The organism is Rhodobacter capsulatus (assembly GCF_052363175.1).
Taxonomy (GTDB): domain Bacteria; phylum Pseudomonadota; class Alphaproteobacteria; order Rhodobacterales; family Rhodobacteraceae; genus Rhodobacter; species Rhodobacter capsulatus_D.
This window is the reverse complement of the sequence record NZ_CP198946.1, coordinates 2,788,290-2,804,660: the sequence shown is the minus strand read 5'-3', so window position 1 is coordinate 2,804,660 and position 16,371 is coordinate 2,788,290. Positions and strand designations below refer to the sequence as shown.

Genomic DNA, 16,371 nt, shown 5'->3' with positions numbered 1-16,371 from the left:
TTGATCCTCACATGCCCCGTCGCCCAAGCGAGACGGCCCGGGCGATATCGGCGGCGACCTGTGTGCGCGATTGGCGGAAGCTCTCCGCGTCGCGCGCCATGATCGTGACGTTGACGGTTGGTGCGGCGGCGCTGCCGGTCGCCGCCGCCTCGCGCCGAGACAACACCCGCTCGCCGCGCTGCAGGATTGTAGGCACCTCGTCGGGGCGCAGACCGGCCCAGCCGCCGGAATGCATCCGAGGGGCATTGGCAAATGCGAGCGCCGGAACCAACCGGCCCGGGCCCGCGGCGCCGACAGTGCCGCCCGCGTGCAGGATGCTGGAGAATATCCCGCCCGCACCGCCCAGCGCACCGGAGAGCACATAGGCGAGGGGGCCAAGGACGAAGCGCCGCGCCGCGAGTTTGGCGAGATCGGCGATCATCGAGGTGACGAGATCGCGGAAATCGAGCTTGCCGGTCTTCACGAAGCTGCCCACGGCTTCCTCGGCCGAGGAGAAGGCGCCGACGAGGGCGTTGCCGATATCGCCGCCGATGTCGCGCGCCTTGGCGGCATAATCGGCGAGCGCATCACTCGCAGCACGCCAGAGCGGCACGGCGCGCTCCGCCCCTTCAGCGGCGGCAGCGCCTGCTGCGCGCGCGGCCTCGCCCGCGCCCCGCGCTGCCTCGGCGGTCTCGTCGAGGCCGGAGGCCAGCCCGTCAGCGGCACCGGTTGCTCCGGTCAGCGCCGTTTCCGCATCGGTGCCGGTGCGCGTCACGGCATCCTTCAGTGCCTGCCAGGAAGCGAGCGGGCGCCCGGCCGCGTCAGAAAGCATGCCCGAGGCCTCGCGATAGGCTTCGGCGCGGGTGCGGGCGTCGTCGGCCACGGCGCCGAGGCCAAGACCGGGCGGTTCGATGTAACTCCGCCCAAGCGCTGCCGAAAACGCATCGGCCGCCGCCGTCCCCGCAGCGGATGCCGCGCCTTCGAACGGATTGCCGATGCGCCCCAATTCCACCGGATCGAGCGTGCCGATCGTCACCCCGCCTTCGCCCACCGCCCAATCGGGCAGAAGGTCCAGGGCGGCGTTCAGCGCGGTGATGAAGCGGTTGATGCGGGTGACGACGCCGTTCAGCATCGCCTCGACGCCCGAGATCAGCCCGTTCGCCGCCTGAAACGCAAAATCGCCGATCGCCCCCGGCAGCTTGCCCCAGATCGCCACCGCCGCGTCATAGGCGCCCTTAAACACCGCTGCCGTGCGGTCGCCAAAGCTGACGACGCCGGAAATCACCCCTTCCAGTGCCACAAGGCTGTCGGCCTTCAGGTCCTGCCAGCCTGCCGCCATCCGGGCGAGCGCCGCATCGAACGCGAGGCCGATGCGCGACCAGACTTCGCGCGCCAGATCGGCAAGCAGCCGGAACGCCTCGCCCACGCCGCCGACCCGGGCCGCGAATTCGGAGAACTGATAGACAAGCTCGCCCACGCCGACGATCATCGCCCCGATGCTGGTGCGGATCAGCGCGCCGCGTAGGACGACGAGCGCGGTGGCAAGGCCGCGCACGGAAAGCGCTGCTGCGGCAAGGCCCGCGACCCAGCGCGCGCCCATGAAGGCCGCGAAGGTCGCGGCAGTGGTGGCGAGCCGCCCGAGGTTGTCGAAGACGAGGTCGATCGCCCGTCCAAGTGGGCCGCTGGCGCGCGCGGCATCTGCGAGCGCAGTCGCCACGGTCTCAAGCGCGGGAGCGACGGCGGCGGTCAGCCGGTTCGTCAGGCCAAGCCAGATCAGGCTCAGCCGATCCAGCGCATCGCCGGTGCGTTCGATCTGCGCCGCATCGGCCGCGCTGACCGCCACCCCGAAATCGCGCACGTCCGTTGCGGCATCGCGCAGCGTCGCGCTGTCGATCCGCAGAAAGGCAATCACCGCCCGATCGCCAAAGAGGTCCGAGGCCACAGCCGCGCGCTCGGCCTCGGGCACGAAGCGATTGAGTGCGTCCTGGATGGCGATGATGCGCTGATCGAGCGGCAGCGCCTGCAACGCGGACGCCGTCAGGTGCAGCCGTGCCAGCGCGCTGACCGCCGTTCCCGATCCTGCCGCCGCTTCGGACAGCCGCGTCGTGAGCTTCTTCGTCGCCTGCTCGATCTCGCCCATCGAGACCCCGGCCAATTCGCCCGCCCAGGTCAGCACCTGCAGGCTCTCGACCGTGGTCTTGAGCGACGCGGCCAGGTCCGCCTGCGCGCCGATCGTCTCCAGCCCCGAGCGCACCATCGCCACGCCCGCAGCGGCGGCCGCAGCCGTCACCGCCGCGAGCGCCACCCCGGCCTTGCGCGCGAAGCCCGCGAGCCGCGTGTTGGCAAGCTCCATCTCCGACGAAAGCCGCCCGAAGCCACAGGCCCCGGCCGCGCCGATCCCTTCCAGCTCGGCGCGCACCTGGCGGCCGCCCTCCGCCACAAGGCGGACGGAAACGCGTTTTTCAGCCATCGTGTGACTCCCAAAGGAAATGCGTCATTGACTTATGCGCCAATGGCGCACATATTGTGCCATGGCCATCGTTACAGTCGTCGAAACCCCGGAATTCGAGCGTCGCGCCCGCAGCCTCATGTCGGAAGCGGAGCGGCTTGAGGTGATCGATTTCGTCGCCCGCAACCCGATGACCGGCGTTGCGATTGGCGGCGGGGTGCGGAAATTCCGCTTCGCCCGCCCCGGCGGAGGCAAGAGCGGCGGCTATCGCGTGATCCATTTCTACAGCCCCGACGACGGGACGCCGATTTTCCTGATCACCGTCTTTGCCAAGAACGATAAGGCAAACCTGACGGCTTCGGAAACGGCCATCGTGCGCGAACTCGGGGCTGCGCTGGCGGCGAGTTACAGGAGGACGAGATGACCGAGGCATTTGCGAGCATCGAACAGGGCTTGAAGGAGGCGCTTGCGCAGGCCCGCGGCGAAGGGCGGGGACGGGTGCATGAGATCGACTTGCCCGAGCCTGATGTGCAATCGATCCGGTCGCGCACGGGGCTGTCGCAAACCGATTTCGCGCGCAGCATCGGGGTGAAGAAGGGCACGCTCCTGAACTGGGAGCAGCGCCGCCGCAGCCCGGAAGGTCCGGCGCGGGTGCTGCTTGCGCTGATCGACAAGGATCCCGACATCGTCCAGCGGACGCTGGCGCCCTGAACCCTGCGGGGCGTTCAGGGGCCCGCCCGAGCGGCGATCTGTTCGTTGAGCCTGCGCACCATCACCGCCTCGATCTCGGGGAGGGTTTCGGCGGCGATGAGCCTGTTCACGCCCAGCGCCTCGGCGAGCGACAAGGCCGCGCCCATGTCCCAGCCGAGCACCGCGCCGGGGACGAGGCGCAGCTGCCCGCCAAGGCGTTGCACCAGATCCCAGACCTGCGCACCCTCGACCGTTTGCGGTCGGTTCACTCTTGCGGGGCAGTCGGGGCAGGAGCCTTGGCAGGCGGCGCAATAGCCTTCGCCCCCACCGAAGGACCAGTCGGCGAGGGCGCAAAGGCGTTTTTTTCCGCATCTAGTATCAGGCCGCGCGCGACGTAGCGGGTCTGCAACGCCTCGAACACCGGCCAGATGTCGAGAAGGGCGTCGATGCCCTCGGGCGTCACCGGCAGCGGAGTGCCTTCAGCGTCACCCACGCCCTCCCAGTCGAGAATGGCCAGACGCGCCACGGCTTTCGCCATGGCCAGCGCCAGCTCTTCCTGCGCGGCGCCCTCGGGCAGAGCGGCAAGGTCGGGATCGGCGCGGGCGGCCACCATCAGAGCTGTGGTCAACGGCGCAAGCTTCAGCCGCAGGCCCGGGGCAAGGTCCAGCCATTCGGGCTGGCTCGAGAGGTTCAGACGGATCATCGTCAGTATCCCGTGACAGTGTTGACAAGGACGGCGGTGCACATGCGGGCCGGGCTCGTGGCCTTCGCCGCCCGCCACTCGAAGCTCGCATGAATGCCCTGCGGGCCGGGGATTTCGATGCGCGGCCGCGGCAGATAGACGGCATGGGCGGTGAAGGTGAAGCTCGCATTCGCGCCAAGGCTCCAGGCGAATTCGAGCTCGCAAGGCGTGCCGTCGATGGCTTGGGTCACCAGCGTGCTGTCGGCAAAGCGCACCTCGATCTTGCCGGTCAGCGCCGCCATGCCGGGATCGGCGCCCTCGATCTTGCCGTCGTTGCGGATCGTCTCGATCCGGTCGAGGCCGTTGGCATAGGTGACCTCGGCCGAGACGACATTGCCAAGCGCCGCCCCGTTGCGCTTCACCGCGCCGTTGAAATGGCCAAACCGCTGCAGGGCGAGCGTGGTCGGCGTGCCCGCGGCCGTGACCGTGTCGATGGCCTCGCCCTGCGCGATCAGCCGGGCGGTAGCGGTGAGCAGCCCGGAGCGGCTCATCTGCCAGCTCAGTTGGTCGACCATGCAGCCGGTGTACATCGCGTAGCGCGGCACTTCGGGCATCGCCACTTCGATCGCCATCGAGGGCAGGGTCCAGTTGCCCGACTGAAACGTGTGGGTCTTGGGCGTGGTGCCGGTGGTGGTCGGCGCCCCGAAGGTGCCCTTCAGCCAAAGGCCGAAGTTCTCGACGTCGATCGGCACCACGACATCGCCATCGGCGGTGAGGGCATCCTTGATCGGCGCCACCGGGTCGCGCCCCTGGCCCAGCAACTCCGAGGCAAGCAGCGGCTGTTCGGAGCCCAGCGAGGTGCTGGCGAAAGGCACCGTGCGAAAGCCGGTGGCGGGGGCGGTGCCATAGACGGATTCGAACGCAAGCGCCATCTGCGCCCGCGCCCCTTGGGCTCGTGCCATCGTGTTCTCCTGTGGTGAGTGGTGTCAGCCGAGGGGATCGGCGGTAGTGTAGTGCAGAACGACAGCGATCACCGCCGCCTTCAGCGCCGCGGCACCCTCGACGGGCAGATCGACCGGGCTCGGGGCCTCGGGTTCGACCCAGTCGCACAGGTCGCCGAGCGTCCGGTCGGCGGCCAGCGCCGCGCCGATGGCGGCGATCAGATCGTCGAAGGCGCTCGCCCGGCCGGGGCCAGCCTGAACGACGACCTCCAGCTCGGCCCGGTGCTGGTAGTGGTAGCGCAGCGGCGAGAGCGTCACCTCGGGCTCGCCGGGTTCACCATCGCGCAGGATGATCAGCCCGGCTGCGGGGATCCGTTCGGGCAGAACCTCGTCGCGCAGGGTGAGGGCGGCAAGAGGCGAGAGCCGCGCGTGCAGCGCGGTGAGGATGGTTTCGCGGGTGGTGGGCATTGAACTCTACTCTGCGAGAATCGAGAAAATACTAGACCTACTGGCGTTACAAAGTGAGAAATGGCGGACCAGAAGGAGAGGTTCAGGTGCCAAGCGGCCGTCCTGCCAAGGTTGATCACGTCCGAGATGCGTTTCTTTCAGAAATCGCAGCGGCGACTTCTCTTGTCGCTGCCATGCAAGCATTGCCAACGAAAGTCCGTCCATCAAACAACCCTGGAATACACCCAAAGTACGTCGGCCAGGTCGTTGAACTGGCATTTATGGGCGTCGTGGCAAGCTGGGAGGAGTTCATTGAACGCTCTCTCGTCAGGTTTCTGACAGGGGCGAGGACAAACAATGGTTACAGACCGACGCTCAAGGCAGGTAAGGCGGATACCATCCAACACGCCTACGAGCTTCTCTCTCTCGATCCAGACTACAAACCAGACAGGTCATACTTGAAGGTTTCAGATCCAAAGTGGGTTCGCAAGGTCGCAGACTTCTATTTCTCAGCGCACTCTTTCTCAGCTCTCCAGAACACATCGGATCTGGTAAAGCACGCGAACGCCATCAGAAATCGCGTTGCGCACGACTCAAAGAAGTGCAAGGTCGATTTCAAGGCGACAGCGGTCCATTTCATTCAACCAGCCAATGGGCAGCTAAAGCAAGGCTACGGTGCTGCTTCCCTCCTGCAAGCGCCTGTGCAGCGGCACTTCGGACAACAAGCGATTCAGCAAAACAAGACCCACTTCATTGCCTACTGTGATTTCTTTCGGGATTTGGCTTCGAAGATTGTACCTCCTTGATAACCATTAGAGTTTCGCCTTCACCCACCCCGCCACGATCCGCCCCTCCACGCCCTCCATCACCCGCTTGGCCTCCCGCGCCAGATCGAGCCGCTTGCGGAGCCTGACCTGCGGCACGAGGAGGAACACCGGCATCGTCGCCATCCCACGACCGGTTTTCGAGCGCGACGCAACGGCGCGCCCCTTGGAGTTCAACCGACCCTCGGCCACGAGCAGGCTCGGGCCGCTGCGGCGATAGATGAACCGCAGCCGCAGCCCGGTGCGGCGTTCCCATTCGCCCGGGGTAATGCGTCCGCCGCGGGTGGATTTGCCCGCGGCCGGGGTGGGGATCGCGAGCCAGAACCCGTCTTTCGAGCGGATCAGTGGACCCGTGTCATGCGCGCCGATGATTATCGGGGCGTTCGACCATACGAGCGCTGCCGCGTTCAGGCTCTCGCTGCCCTTCGGATAGGTCGCAAGCCGGATCGAATTGCCAAGCCTTGTACCAAGCCCCGCTTGCACGATCTGCCCGCGCCAGGCTGATTTCAGGCGGGCGCCTGCGTCGTGCATCGCCGCGCTCACCGCCGTTTCGCCCGCGCGGATTTCCTCCTGCATCAGCGCGACCAGATCGGGCCGGATGTCGAGTTTCAGTTTCATCGGGCTCACTCCGGCCGCAGGTCCAGCGTCCAGATCAGCCGCTCGCGGTCGCGCAGCGGCTCGCCCTGGATCACGAACCGCTCGGCGCCGATCACGATCAGATCGCCGGGCCGCGGCGCGGGCAGATCGCTCACCCGCACATCTACCACGGTCGTGTCGCTGACAAACCGCCCCGCGCCGAAGTCGGTCAACCGGTCGGGCGCTCGGGCGATGACCCTGATCTGGCGCTCTTCGGCGCTCGTGGCTGAGATCCAGAGCGCCGATGCCGCAAGGGCAGGGTGCTCGAAGAGCCGATCGACGGCCGCTGCAAAGACCGTCATGGCGCGATGAAGCCCTGCGCATTCACATAGACCTGCGCCCCGGTGGTGATGCAGGCGACGTTCAGCGCCGTGTTGGCCGTCGTGCGCAGCGGATCGGCGAACTGGTGGCTTTCCGAAAGCGTCATCGAAGCGCCAAGATGCCCGCGCCAGATCACAGTGGAGCCATCCTTCAGCACGACTTCCGTCGCCACCGTCCCCGCATTCTTCAGCTGCAACGCGGTCACGAACCGCCGCAGCCCGGCCCCGGCTGCGGCGCCCAGAACCACATCGGTGGTGTTGGTGATCCCGCCCGCCGCGGCGGCCGAGCTCCATTCCAGTTCGGGGATCTGCCAGGGGCGCACCACCTGCACGCCCTGCACCGTGGTGATCAGATCGGCCACATCGCCGCTGGCGACGCTCGCATAGGCCGCCGTCACCGCGCGGGCGGCGACGATCACCGGTGCGGTCGAACCGCGCGCGCCGTCATGGGCGACGGGGCCGACCGCCGTTGCCGTCACCACCGATCCCGCGACCGTGCGCGCGGCAATCGCCTGTCCCTCGACGATCTGGCCGCGCCCGGCGGTGATTTCCGCGGTAAGCTCGGCATAGTCCTGGCAGTTGATGAAGGACATCTGCAGGCTGACCGCCGTCGGCGCAGCGGCGAGCGCAACCCGGCCCGAGCCCGCGATGTAGGCCCCTGCGAAGACCGTGCCCTGCAGGTCGATCTGGTTCGCGTCGATCACCGTCACGGTAAAGTTGCCGCGCAGCTCCGCCCCGGCATTGCTCACCCCGTTCAGATATTCGACCCAGACAAGGTTGCCGGTCGCAAGCCCATGCGCGGCGACGGCGAGCCGGATCACCCCGCCCGTGCCCGCAACCGCCCCGGTCACAGCCTTCCAGGCAGCATGGTTCAGGCTGCGCAGCCGCAGCTTGTAAAGCGCCGAGGGGTCCGGGATCTGCTGGTGACGGACATAGGAATTGGCCCGCCCCGAGGTCGCATCGAGCGCACGGGAATGCACATAGGCCTCGTCCGAGAAGGGTTCGATCTCCAGAATGCTGGCGCTCGCGGTGGTAAGGATTGTCACCGTGGCACTTTCAAGCGGCGTCAGGCCGCCGTTCTGGCTGAAGTATCGCATCAGCGTGGCGGTGGTGCTGGCCGCGCCGCCGATGTCGATGCCAAAGCAGTGCTTGCCATCGGGCAGGCCGGTGAGCGCATCGATCGAGACGGCTTCAAGGATCTGGTGGTTGTTCGCATGGCGCGTGTTCACCACCCCGGCCATGGCGCGAAACGGGATGGTGAAGCTGTCTTTCGACAGAAGTTCCACGACCGCGCCCGCCGTGGTGCCCGAGGCGATGGTCAGCGTGCCGCCCGCGATGGTGGCGCTGGCACCATCGGCCGCCGTGACCTGCCACAGATCGGCCAGCGGCCGGGTGAAGCTGTCGCGCATCTTCTTTTGCACCGACTTCACCTTGAGCATGTCGTCGAGCGCGTCATAGCCCGCAAGTTCCAGGGCGCCACCGCTGCCGGTGAGAACGGCGATCACCACCGGCTCGGTCTCGGCGCGGGCATAGACGATGTCGGCACGCGCAAGATTTGTGAGACACAGGGGCTCGATCCGGGCCGCGACATGGTCGGGCGTGCCGGGGGCAGGCTGGGCGGAGCCCACATGGAGCCGGAAGGCGCCCACCCCGATCGGCGCGATCCGGCACTGCGCCACGCCGGTGGCGATCGCGGTGTAGGTGTCGGGGGAGAGGGTGATCTGCCGGGTCAGGCTGGGCATGGCGACCTCAGTTCGAGCTGTGGATCCGGACGGCGAGGCGGGGGCGCTTGTTCACCGGCAGGATCGAGGCTTCGGTCATCACGTCGATCCAGCGGCCCTTCTCGTCGAGATGCTGGCGGGCATAAAGCGGCAGGCCGATGGTGTTGGCGGTTTCGAGCAGATTCGCGGGGCCGCCATAGGTGGTGAAGGTGTCCATGGTGCCGAGCGGGAAGGCGATGCCTTCGTTTGCCGGGACCAGCCGTTCGGTCGCCTTGGTCGAGAGGGTGACGGTGCCGGAATATTCCTCGAACAGGATCCCGCCGAAGGGGAAGTTGCGCCGCACATCCTCGCGCAGCGGCTGGGCGCCGGTGGCAGCGTAGAACTTGTAGGCATCTTCGGTCTTGGGATGCGCGATCAGCTTGTCGAAGAACTCGCGGCTGACCAGCGCATGGACCGAGGTCATCGCCTCGCCCAGCAGGTTGTCCTCGATGGCGCGCAGCACCTCGCGGACCTTGGCCTGCACGTTCGTGCCCGCGGTGCCCAGCACGAAGTCGACCGAGATCTGGGCGAGGCCAAATTCGGTGAAGTAGTTGTAGAGGGTGGTTCCGGCCCCATCCTTCACGATGCCGCGCAGCGCGTTCATCTCCATATATTCCCGCGTCTGGGCATGCTTGCGGCGCATGAGCAGCAGCTTGCGGTTCATCACCTCGACGAGCGGATCGGCCGCGTCGAAAGCGCCGAGCGCAGGTTGCCCCTGGATGTCGGCGGGCAGGATCACGTCGTCATGCGGGATCCAAGGCAGGGCGAAGGAGCGCATCGAGCGGCCCTCGCGGGTGCCCACAGTGGCGGGGCCGCCGAGGGGGACGGAGGGCAGAAGGCTCAGCACACCTTCGTATTGCTCGATGATCACCGCCCGCTGGCTGACCCCTTCGAAGCGGAAGAGGCCGATCTGGCCGAGGCGGGTGTAGAGGTTGGGCAGGATGTTGATGGCCTGCGTCATCTCGGCCAGCGAATAGCCGCCAGCGTCGAAAGGATTGCGCACGAGAGTCATGGGATGCTCCGGGGGTGAGGGGACGGGGGCGGACGAGGATCAGACGCCGTCGCGGGCGATGATGCCGACGGCGGCGAGCTGGGTGAGCTTCGTGGTGATCTTGGCGGCGTCATCGACGCTGGCGTCATAGGCGAGGCCTGCACGCGAGACGATGGCCGGGCCGCGGGTGAGGATGACCCCCACCGCATCGGCGAGCGTCGCATCGACGGCATAAAGGAGTACGGCGGTTGCGACCTGCGCCCCGTCTGAGCCGCTGGCCGTCGCGAGCTTGTATTTGCTGTTCACGGTGATTTTGCCCAGCACCGAGCCGACCGGATAGGGCATGCCCATCAGCAGCGTCACGGTTTCGCGGGTGTAGTTCGGGTTGACCTCATATTTGAGAACGTCGCCCATGCTGGGCGGATCCGTCAGGACGGGCATGGTTCAGTCTCCACGGTTTCGGGGGATGGGGGCGCCCGGTCAGGGCGGTGCGCGTCAGCGCGAGGCGGCGGCCGATTTCTTCGCGGCCGCCACGATGGGGCTTTCCTTCGCGCCCGCCGCCGGGGCGGTGGCGATGATTCCCGCGGCATCGCTGCGGGCGGCGAGATCGGCGAGCACCTTGGCGCGCAGAGCCTCGGGCTTCACCCCCTTGGCGACGGCATCGGCGGCGTCGATCTGCACACCAAGCCGGGCGGCCTGCGCGCAGACCTGCGCAACTTCGGCCGCTTCGGCACGGATGGCCTCGACGGAGGGCGCCGCCATCTGCGGCGGTGCGACTGCCGTGGGCGGGGCCGGTTCCGGCGGGGTGCTGGCGGCAGGTGCGGCCGCAGGCTGCGCATGATCTTCGGGGGCGGTGGTCATCATCGGGCCCTTTCCTCTGGGGGTGGTTGTGCCGCGGGGTGCGGCGGCGAAAGCGCGGAAGGCGGTGACCGGATCGGCCACCTCGTCGGCAAGACCGGCGAAGACCGCCGCCTCGCCACGGAACACGGCCGCCTCGGTGGCGAGCGCCTGGCTTGTGTCGAGGCGGCGGCCGCGCCCTTCGGCAACGGTTTCGGCGAAGAGCTGGCGCAAATCCTCGAGTTCACCCGCGATCCGGTCGCGGACCGCCTCGGGCAGGGGCTGATAGGGGTTCGCATCGACCTTGCGGGCCCCGGCGTGGATCAGCGTGACAGCAATCCCCTTCTGGTCCAGCGCCCCGCTCATGTCGCTGTGCATGGCGACCACGCCGATGCTTCCGACGGCGCCAGTGCGCGGCAAGACGATCCGGTCGGCCTGCGAGGCCAGCGCATAGGCGGCCGAGAGGGCATGATCGGCGACGAAAGCCTGCACGGGTTTGACCTGACGCGCCGCCCGGATGCGGTCGGCGAGGTCAAAGGCGCCTGCGACCTCGCCACCGAAGCTGTCGATGTCGAGGGCAATGCCGCGGATGGCCGGATCGGCAAGCGCTGCTTGCAGCTGGGCGGCGATCCCCTCGTAGGAGGTCAGCCCCGAGGATTGCCCGATCCAGGCGCCGCGATGCACAAGGGTTCCGGCGATTTCGATGACCGCGATCCCATCCACCACGGCGAAGGGCTGGCCGCCGTTCCGAGCCTGGCGGCTGGTCAGGTCATCGCCGAAGAGCGAGGCGCGGGCGGGCAGGGTGGCGGTGGCCTGATCGTCGGGATCCACAGCCAGCCCCTCGATGCTGATCTCCCGCCCGGTGATCCGGGGCCCCAGCCCGGTCAGGAAGGCCAGCGCCTTGGCGGGATCGACCATCAGGGGAGTGTTGAACACGCGCTGCGCGATCTGGGTGTGGTGCATCATCCCTCCTCCGCGGGCCGGGGGGGCCGGTCCTCGCCATCATCTTCCTGATCACTGGCATTCTGCTGATCCTGCTGCGGGTTTTCGGCTTCGCTCTGTCCTGCGCTGCCACCCGCCGCCTGCGCAGGCGACCCGGGCCGCCGGAAGTCCAGACCCAGCTCCGCCTCGCGTTTGCGTTCGGCAGCGATCTCGCGGTCGACCTGTTCAGCGTCATAGCCGCGTTCGGCGATGGCCTGCGTGCGGGATTTCAGGCCCGCCTCGATCTGCAGGATCTCGGCCGCAGCATCCTTGGCCGGATCGATCCAGTCCCACTTGGTGGGGAGCCAGTCACAGGCAAGGTATGCGCGCCGGTCGGTAGCATAGCCCGGCAGATCAATGGCCCCCGCCAGCACCGCCATGTCCATCCAGCGCATCCAGATCGCGCGGCAGAGCTGATAGACCATCACCGAGTGCTGGAAGGCAGAGATGCGGCGGCGGAAGTCGACCAAGGCGATCCGCGTGTTCGAGAAGTTCCCCTTCGCCGTGTCGCCCGTCAGGTAGCCATAGGGCACGCCCAGCGCCGCGCCGATCTGCAGGAGCGTGCGGTACTGGAACGGCTCATAGGTGGACCCGGAATCCGGCGTCGATGGCGTCGTGACGTCTTCACCCGGATCCAGTCGCACCACCTGGCCGGGTTCCACCTCCAGATCGTCCTCGGCCGGATCGAGGGCGGTTTCCGGGGCAGGGGAGGTGATGAACATCGCGAACATCGCCGCGGTCTTTTTGCGCTCCAGTTCCGCGTCGTCGTAGAGGTCCAGCGTGAAGAGCTTCACCACGGCGGCGGCGAAGCGCGACACGCCCCGCAGCTGGCCCGCCTCGACCGGGTCGAGAATGTGGATCACCTCCGATGCGGGCACGCGCACGGTTTCTCCCGCCAGTCCCGGGTCGGTCATGTCGCCCGGATGGCGGCGCAGGAAGTGGTAGGCCACGCGCCGCCCGATGCCGTCGAACTCGATGCCCTGCCGGATCGATCCCGCCCCGGGCAGGACGCGGGTCATGTCCTGGGGCAGCATTTCTGACGGCAGCATCTGCAGCTGCAGTGGCACGGTCAGCCCGTCCTCCACCCGCCGCATGCGGATCCGCAGGAAGACCTCGCCTGCCAGAAACACCTCGCGCGCCGCCCGGCGCTGCAGACCGAAGAAGTCGGTCAGCCCCTCTGCATCGGCTTCATCCGTCCAAGCGAGCCAGAGCTTTTGCAGCTCCTCCTTCTTCGCCGCGTCCGCAATCTTCGACGAGGGCTTGATCCCGTCGCCGACGACATGGTTCGCGAAGGCATCGACGGCGTTCGCGGCATAGCCGTTGTTGCGCACGAGCCAGCGCGCTCGGGCGGTGATGGTTTCGCCCGAGGCTGCGATCAGCGTGTTCACATGGGCGCGGGTGGCGCGGAACCCGCGCATGCGCCGATGGGACTGTGCCGCATCAAACCCGCCGATGATCGAGCCGAGCCGCGTGCGGAAGGCGTCGAAGACCATGGTCAAAGCCCCTTGGTCGCGACGGTGCCCCAGCGACGACGCCGTGGCGTGGCTGCGGCGGTGGCAATTCGGGCTTCCAGATCGCGGATGGCCGCCGCCAGTTCGGCGTCTGAGCCATAGGTCACGGTCTTGCCGTCGTAGCTGACGCTGCGCAGCCCGGCGAAGCGGGCCTCCTGCAGTGCCGTGAGCAGGGCCTGCATGCGGTCGAGATCCATCAGTCCCTCATGAAGTTGGGCGTGTAGGCCCGCCGTTTCCGGCGCGGCGCGGTCAGGGTTCCAGCCTTGGGCTGGGCCGGGTCCTGTGCGGTTTCGGCCGCCACGGCCACCGGCAGGCGCGTTTCCACGCCTGCCTGAGCCTCAAGCCGCCGCCAGGTCGCCTCGTCCCAGCGATCTGCGCCGAGGATCCACGCGGCGGCGCGGGCATAGACCCGGCAGTCGAGCGCCTCGTTCCGTTCGCGCATCTTCTGCCATTCCTGATGGGCATAGCCGCGCTTGTTGCGGATCGTGACCAGCTGCTCGGCCACCAGCTGCTTCAGCCATTCGGTGTCGGCCCAGCCGGGCAGGTGGATCGTGCCGGGGGCATCCGGAACCCCGGCCGCGCGGTCCTCGTCCGACGGCCGCTCGATCCGCAGGAAGCGATAGGTCTCCGTCTTGAACGTCGCCGTGGCCACCGACCAAAGCCGCGCGCCGCGGCGCAGGCGTTTGCCACCGATCGTCGCATCGACGAAGGTCGGGCCAGAGACTGGGGCCGCCCGGTTGAAGCCCTCAAGCCCCTTCAGGGGCGCGACCTGTTCGAACCCGACCTTGCGCGACCAGGCATAGACCGCTGCCGCCTCGTAGCCGGTGTCGATGCCGAGCCGCGCCACTGTCATGAAGGCGCCGTTGGCATGTTGCCACGACCGGCCAAGTAACGCCGTCAGCTTGTCCCAGGCCGCCGGATCGTCGGGCCCGCCCGGAATGACGATATGATCGACGAGCCAGGACTCGAGGCCTCGGCCCCAGGCCCAGACATCGACCTCGATCCGGTCCCTCTGGACGTCAGCGCCCGCGGTCAGGAACAGCCCGGCCATCGGCACGGTGCCCGGCTTCCAGGCCTCGCGCCGATCCGCCAGTCGCTGCCATTCCGGCGCATCACCAGACTCTACCCATGTCTCGCCCAGAAGCGTGTTGCGCGCCGCGCGCAGCGTCTCGTCCGAACCTTGGGCCGCCAGCCATTCCCGTGCGACGTCGGACCAGCTTTTCCAGCCCAAGGGCGAATAGAGCGCCGACAGGTGGAAGCCGATGGCCTTCGGATCCTTGGAAACCGCTGTCGCGCGCCATTCGCCCTTGGCCAGCATCTCCGTCTTGTGGTGCTCGGCGATGGGCCGTTCACACCCCTCGCAGTGGTAGGCAGCGGTTTCAGGCTTCCCCTTCGCCCAGCGCAGCCGGTCGAACTGCAGCCACTGCATCGCGCCGCAATGCGGGCAGGGCACGAAGTAACGCCGCTGGTCGGAGGCCTCGAACTCCCGCTCGATCCGGCTCAGCCCTCGGATCGTGGGGGTCGAGACCATGAACACCTTGCGCCGGTGCGCGAAGGTGGTGGTCCGGGCCTCGGCCAGCGTAACCGGGTCGCCTTCCTCGTCAGCCGAGGCCGGATAGGCATCGACCTCGTCGAGAAACACATAGCGCGCGGGCATCGAGCGCAGGCCCGTCGCCGAATTCGCCCCGGTCAGCACGAGGATGCCGCCCGGGAACTCTTTTGAGAGCATCGAGTTCCCGGCGTCCCGCGACCGGGCAGGGCTGACCCGTTCGCGGAGCGCCGGGCTTTCCGCGATCAGCGGGTCGATCCTGCCGCGCGACGACCGCTTTGCCATCTCGACCGTGGGGAGCACCGCCAGCATCGGCCCCGGCGCATGGTGGATCACGAAGCCGATCCAGTTGTTCCCGGCCTCGGTCGCGCCCACCTGCGCCGCTTTCATGAAGCTGATGCGCTGTGCGGGATGGCTGGGCGACAGCGCATCCATGATCTCGCGCAGATAGGGTGTGCGCGCGGTGCGATACCGCCCCGGTTCGGCCGACGCGCGCGAGCCGAGCCAGCGATGCGCATCCGCCCATTCCGACACCGTCAGGTCCGGATCGGGACGCAACCCCTGCCGCCAGACCCGGAGCAGATCCTCGGCGCCGTCGAAGCCGAGGTCGAGACCCTCCGTCAGGTCGTTGTCATCATCCGAGCGAGACCCGAAGATCGGCGAGGGCGTCGAGCTGCTCTCTGACATGGGCTTCCAGCACCCTCTGCAGGATCGCGGTCTCGATCATCACCGATGCCCCGGATTGTCGTTCCACCTCCGCCATGATCTGCGCCGCCATCAGCGCCGCCACCCGTCCGGGCCAGGTCACCCACGCGTCCCGTTCCTGCCGCGCCAGCCGAAACACCAGCGTTTCCGCCCGTGCGCGGTCGACCAGCGTGCCCTTCTTCTTCTGCACGGCCAGCTGGCGTTCCTGTGCTGCATAGACCGTGAGCGCCGTGCGGGCCTTGATGTAGGATGTCGTGTCGCCGGGGCCGCTGGCCAACCCGTCACCACCAAGCGACCGGCGCTGCTGGTCGGGATCCGTCATCTCCGCCCGCCGCACATCCGAGGCCGCCGCGTTGATCGACCCGTCGTCATAAACCACCAGCCGCCCGTTCTTGCGCGCCTTCTGCACCCCGCCGCGCGAGAGGCCGGAATGCGCCGCATACTCGCGTTCGCTCATGCCCTTCATGGCGCGGGAATCCTGATCAAGATATTGAATATAAATGGGAATGCTGTGCGGTTTTCGTTGATTATACTTCCCGCAAGAGCGACTCTCGGATCAGGACTTCACCCCGGATCGGAGACCGGATCATGACCCAGACCCTCCCCCACACCGCCCCCGAAGCGCTCCTTCTCGACATCGCCAAGCGCCACTTCTTCGTCGAGACACTGGATACGCGCATGAGCGATGGACTTGATTTCCACGACGTTGCCGTCTGGGCGATGCGCGCGGCGCTCGCTGAAGCCTATGCCGCGGGCCTCGCCGCGGCCCGCCGCTGAGCGAGGGCTGCGCGATGACCAACCGCTGCAACACCGACAAAGCCCTCGACGCCTTCATCGCCGCCAAGGCCGAGATCGACGTGATGCTGGAGCGCCTGACGGCCCTCAGCGACGACCACTTCGAGACCCACCCCGACGAGGTCCATTGGGGGCATGTGGGCACGCTGAAGCACTACGCGGGCCTGCTGCGCCAGGTCACCGACAGCGCCTTCAAGGAAGGCGAACACGCCGCCTGACGCGCCCACGTGGCGCGACGGCCGCCCCGTCCAACGACGGGGCTTGCCTCCGTAGA

At 67.7% G+C, this 16,371-nt stretch carries 20 protein-coding genes; 5 read left to right on the top strand and 15 right to left on the bottom strand.

Features of this window, described 5'->3' with window-relative positions:
• Positions 1 to 7: 7 nt before the first annotated feature.
• Positions 8 to 2,449 (bottom strand): phage tail tape measure C-terminal domain-containing protein, encoded by a 2,442-nt coding sequence (locus tag ACTTAI_RS14740; RefSeq protein WP_444452280.1) that lies wholly within the window; start codon positions 2,447 to 2,449, stop codon positions 8 to 10.
• A 61-nt stretch (positions 2,450 to 2,510) separates the two neighbouring features.
• Between ACTTAI_RS14740 and ACTTAI_RS14735 the strand changes: the two genes are divergently transcribed.
• Both ACTTAI_RS14735 and ACTTAI_RS14730 read left to right on the top strand, forming a co-directional pair.
• The gene (locus tag ACTTAI_RS14735; protein ID WP_444452279.1) at positions 2,511 to 2,852 is read left to right on the top strand and encodes a type II toxin-antitoxin system RelE/ParE family toxin; all 342 of its coding nucleotides are present in this window, start codon (positions 2,511 to 2,513) and stop codon (positions 2,850 to 2,852) included.
• On the top strand, positions 2,849 to 3,139 hold the full coding sequence (locus ACTTAI_RS14730; RefSeq protein ID WP_076367822.1) for a helix-turn-helix domain-containing protein: 291 nt from the start codon (positions 2,849 to 2,851) through the stop codon (positions 3,137 to 3,139). The genes ACTTAI_RS14735 and ACTTAI_RS14730 overlap by 4 nt, the downstream gene beginning before the upstream one ends.
• Positions 3,140 to 3,153: 14 nt before the next feature.
• Here ACTTAI_RS14730 and ACTTAI_RS14725 read toward each other — a convergent pair whose 3' ends face one another.
• Genes ACTTAI_RS14725 through ACTTAI_RS14710 form a run of 4 tightly spaced genes read right to left on the bottom strand, consistent with a single transcriptional unit; the run spans position 3,154 to position 5,209 of the window.
• Positions 3,154 to 3,387 carry a DUF7697 family protein gene (locus ACTTAI_RS14725; protein WP_444452278.1) on the bottom strand — a complete coding sequence of 78 codons (234 nt, stop codon included), beginning with the start codon at positions 3,385 to 3,387 and terminating at the stop codon, positions 3,154 to 3,156.
• A complete protein-coding gene (locus tag ACTTAI_RS14720; RefSeq protein ID WP_444452277.1) occupies positions 3,384 to 3,821 on the bottom strand; it encodes a hypothetical protein in 438 nt (145 codons plus the stop codon). Before ACTTAI_RS14720 ends, ACTTAI_RS14725 begins: the two co-directional genes overlap by 4 nt.
• 2 nt (positions 3,822 to 3,823) lie before the next feature.
• A complete protein-coding gene (locus tag ACTTAI_RS14715; RefSeq protein WP_444452276.1) occupies positions 3,824 to 4,762 on the bottom strand; it encodes a phage tail tube protein in 939 nt (312 codons plus the stop codon).
• Between the two features lie 24 nt (positions 4,763 to 4,786).
• Positions 4,787 to 5,209, bottom strand: coding sequence for an acyl-CoA transferase (locus tag ACTTAI_RS14710; RefSeq protein ID WP_444452275.1), 423 nt, complete (start codon positions 5,207 to 5,209; stop codon positions 4,787 to 4,789).
• Between the two features lie 86 nt (positions 5,210 to 5,295).
• Here ACTTAI_RS14710 and ACTTAI_RS14705 point away from each other — a divergent pair, with 86 nt between their 5' ends.
• Positions 5,296 to 5,994 carry a hypothetical protein gene (locus ACTTAI_RS14705; protein WP_444452274.1) on the top strand — a complete coding sequence of 233 codons (699 nt, stop codon included), beginning with the start codon at positions 5,296 to 5,298 and terminating at the stop codon, positions 5,992 to 5,994.
• Between the two features lie 6 nt (positions 5,995 to 6,000).
• Here the strand turns inward: ACTTAI_RS14705 and ACTTAI_RS14700 are convergent, their stop codons facing one another.
• The 10 genes from ACTTAI_RS14700 to ACTTAI_RS14655 are packed head-to-tail and all read right to left on the bottom strand — an operon-like array spanning position 6,001 to position 15,768.
• On the bottom strand, positions 6,001 to 6,630 hold the full coding sequence (locus ACTTAI_RS14700) for a DUF6441 family protein (RefSeq protein WP_444452273.1): 630 nt from the start codon (positions 6,628 to 6,630) through the stop codon (positions 6,001 to 6,003).
• A gap of 5 nt (positions 6,631 to 6,635) precedes the next feature.
• Complete coding sequence (locus ACTTAI_RS14695; RefSeq protein ID WP_444452272.1) at positions 6,636 to 6,950, bottom strand: head-tail joining protein; 315 nt, start codon at positions 6,948 to 6,950, stop codon at positions 6,636 to 6,638.
• The gene (locus ACTTAI_RS14690; protein WP_444452271.1) at positions 6,947 to 8,710 is read right to left on the bottom strand and encodes a hypothetical protein; all 1,764 of its coding nucleotides are present in this window, start codon (positions 8,708 to 8,710) and stop codon (positions 6,947 to 6,949) included. The genes ACTTAI_RS14695 and ACTTAI_RS14690 overlap by 4 nt, the downstream gene beginning before the upstream one ends.
• 7 nt (positions 8,711 to 8,717) lie before the next feature.
• Positions 8,718 to 9,740, bottom strand: a complete 1,023-nt coding sequence (locus ACTTAI_RS14685) for a major capsid protein (RefSeq protein WP_444452270.1) — start codon at positions 9,738 to 9,740, stop codon at positions 8,718 to 8,720.
• 39 nt (positions 9,741 to 9,779) lie between these two features.
• Positions 9,780 to 10,160 carry a head decoration protein gene (locus ACTTAI_RS14680; RefSeq protein WP_444452269.1) on the bottom strand — a complete coding sequence of 127 codons (381 nt, stop codon included), beginning with the start codon at positions 10,158 to 10,160 and terminating at the stop codon, positions 9,780 to 9,782.
• Between the two features lie 54 nt (positions 10,161 to 10,214).
• Positions 10,215 to 11,519, bottom strand: a complete 1,305-nt coding sequence (locus ACTTAI_RS14675; protein WP_444455779.1) for a S49 family peptidase — start codon at positions 11,517 to 11,519, stop codon at positions 10,215 to 10,217.
• The gene (locus ACTTAI_RS14670) at positions 11,519 to 13,030 is read right to left on the bottom strand and encodes a phage portal protein (RefSeq protein WP_444452268.1); all 1,512 of its coding nucleotides are present in this window, start codon (positions 13,028 to 13,030) and stop codon (positions 11,519 to 11,521) included. The genes ACTTAI_RS14675 and ACTTAI_RS14670 overlap by 1 nt, the downstream gene beginning before the upstream one ends.
• A gap of 2 nt (positions 13,031 to 13,032) precedes the next feature.
• Positions 13,033 to 13,245 carry a phage head-tail joining protein gene (locus ACTTAI_RS14665; protein ID WP_444452267.1) on the bottom strand — a complete coding sequence of 71 codons (213 nt, stop codon included), beginning with the start codon at positions 13,243 to 13,245 and terminating at the stop codon, positions 13,033 to 13,035.
• The gene (locus tag ACTTAI_RS14660) at positions 13,245 to 15,284 is read right to left on the bottom strand and encodes a phage terminase large subunit family protein (RefSeq protein ID WP_444452266.1); all 2,040 of its coding nucleotides are present in this window, start codon (positions 15,282 to 15,284) and stop codon (positions 13,245 to 13,247) included. Before ACTTAI_RS14660 ends, ACTTAI_RS14665 begins: the two co-directional genes overlap by 1 nt.
• On the bottom strand, positions 15,232 to 15,768 hold the full coding sequence (locus tag ACTTAI_RS14655) for a hypothetical protein (RefSeq protein WP_444452265.1): 537 nt from the start codon (positions 15,766 to 15,768) through the stop codon (positions 15,232 to 15,234). The genes ACTTAI_RS14660 and ACTTAI_RS14655 overlap by 53 nt, the downstream gene beginning before the upstream one ends.
• Positions 15,769 to 15,890: 122 nt before the next feature.
• On the opposite strand from ACTTAI_RS14655, the gene ACTTAI_RS14650 reads away from it, so the two are divergent.
• Positions 15,891 to 16,079, top strand: coding sequence for a DUF6900 domain-containing protein (locus ACTTAI_RS14650; RefSeq protein WP_444452264.1), 189 nt, complete (start codon positions 15,891 to 15,893; stop codon positions 16,077 to 16,079).
• A gap of 14 nt (positions 16,080 to 16,093) precedes the next feature.
• Positions 16,094 to 16,315 (top strand): hypothetical protein, encoded by a 222-nt coding sequence (locus tag ACTTAI_RS14645; protein ID WP_444452263.1) that lies wholly within the window; start codon positions 16,094 to 16,096, stop codon positions 16,313 to 16,315.
• Positions 16,316 to 16,371 lie beyond the last annotated feature (56 nt).

What these genes read in the sequence shown, in the direction of transcription:
- ACTTAI_RS14740 (WP_444452280.1), bottom strand. Translation starts at nt 2,449, where the DNA reads ATGGCTGAAAAACGCGTTTCCGTCCGCCTTGTGGCGGAGGGCGGCCGC.
- ACTTAI_RS14735 (WP_444452279.1), top strand. Translation starts at nt 2,511, where the DNA reads ATGGCCATCGTTACAGTCGTCGAAACCCCGGAATTCGAGCGTCGCGCC.
- ACTTAI_RS14730 (WP_076367822.1), top strand. Translation starts at nt 2,849, where the DNA reads ATGACCGAGGCATTTGCGAGCATCGAACAGGGCTTGAAGGAGGCGCTT.
- ACTTAI_RS14720 (WP_444452277.1), bottom strand. Translation starts at nt 3,821, where the DNA reads ATGATCCGTCTGAACCTCTCGAGCCAGCCCGAATGGCTGGACCTTGCC.
- ACTTAI_RS14715 (WP_444452276.1), bottom strand. Translation starts at nt 4,762, where the DNA reads ATGGCACGAGCCCAAGGGGCGCGGGCGCAGATGGCGCTTGCGTTCGAA.
- ACTTAI_RS14710 (WP_444452275.1), bottom strand. Translation starts at nt 5,209, where the DNA reads ATGCCCACCACCCGCGAAACCATCCTCACCGCGCTGCACGCGCGGCTC.
- ACTTAI_RS14700 (WP_444452273.1), bottom strand. Translation starts at nt 6,630, where the DNA reads ATGAAACTGAAACTCGACATCCGGCCCGATCTGGTCGCGCTGATGCAG.
- ACTTAI_RS14695 (WP_444452272.1), bottom strand. Translation starts at nt 6,950, where the DNA reads ATGACGGTCTTTGCAGCGGCCGTCGATCGGCTCTTCGAGCACCCTGCC.
- ACTTAI_RS14690 (WP_444452271.1), bottom strand. Translation starts at nt 8,710, where the DNA reads ATGCCCAGCCTGACCCGGCAGATCACCCTCTCCCCCGACACCTACACC.
- ACTTAI_RS14685 (WP_444452270.1), bottom strand. Translation starts at nt 9,740, where the DNA reads ATGACTCTCGTGCGCAATCCTTTCGACGCTGGCGGCTATTCGCTGGCC.
- ACTTAI_RS14680 (WP_444452269.1), bottom strand. Translation starts at nt 10,160, where the DNA reads ATGCCCGTCCTGACGGATCCGCCCAGCATGGGCGACGTTCTCAAATAT.
- ACTTAI_RS14675 (WP_444455779.1), bottom strand. Translation starts at nt 11,519, where the DNA reads ATGCACCACACCCAGATCGCGCAGCGCGTGTTCAACACTCCCCTGATG.
- ACTTAI_RS14670 (WP_444452268.1), bottom strand. Translation starts at nt 13,030, where the DNA reads ATGGTCTTCGACGCCTTCCGCACGCGGCTCGGCTCGATCATCGGCGGG.
- ACTTAI_RS14665 (WP_444452267.1), bottom strand. Translation starts at nt 13,245, where the DNA reads ATGGATCTCGACCGCATGCAGGCCCTGCTCACGGCACTGCAGGAGGCC.
- ACTTAI_RS14660 (WP_444452266.1), bottom strand. Translation starts at nt 15,284, where the DNA reads ATGTCAGAGAGCAGCTCGACGCCCTCGCCGATCTTCGGGTCTCGCTCG.
- ACTTAI_RS14655 (WP_444452265.1), bottom strand. Translation starts at nt 15,768, where the DNA reads ATGAAGGGCATGAGCGAACGCGAGTATGCGGCGCATTCCGGCCTCTCG.
- ACTTAI_RS14650 (WP_444452264.1), top strand. Translation starts at nt 15,891, where the DNA reads ATGACCCAGACCCTCCCCCACACCGCCCCCGAAGCGCTCCTTCTCGAC.
- ACTTAI_RS14645 (WP_444452263.1), top strand. Translation starts at nt 16,094, where the DNA reads ATGACCAACCGCTGCAACACCGACAAAGCCCTCGACGCCTTCATCGCC.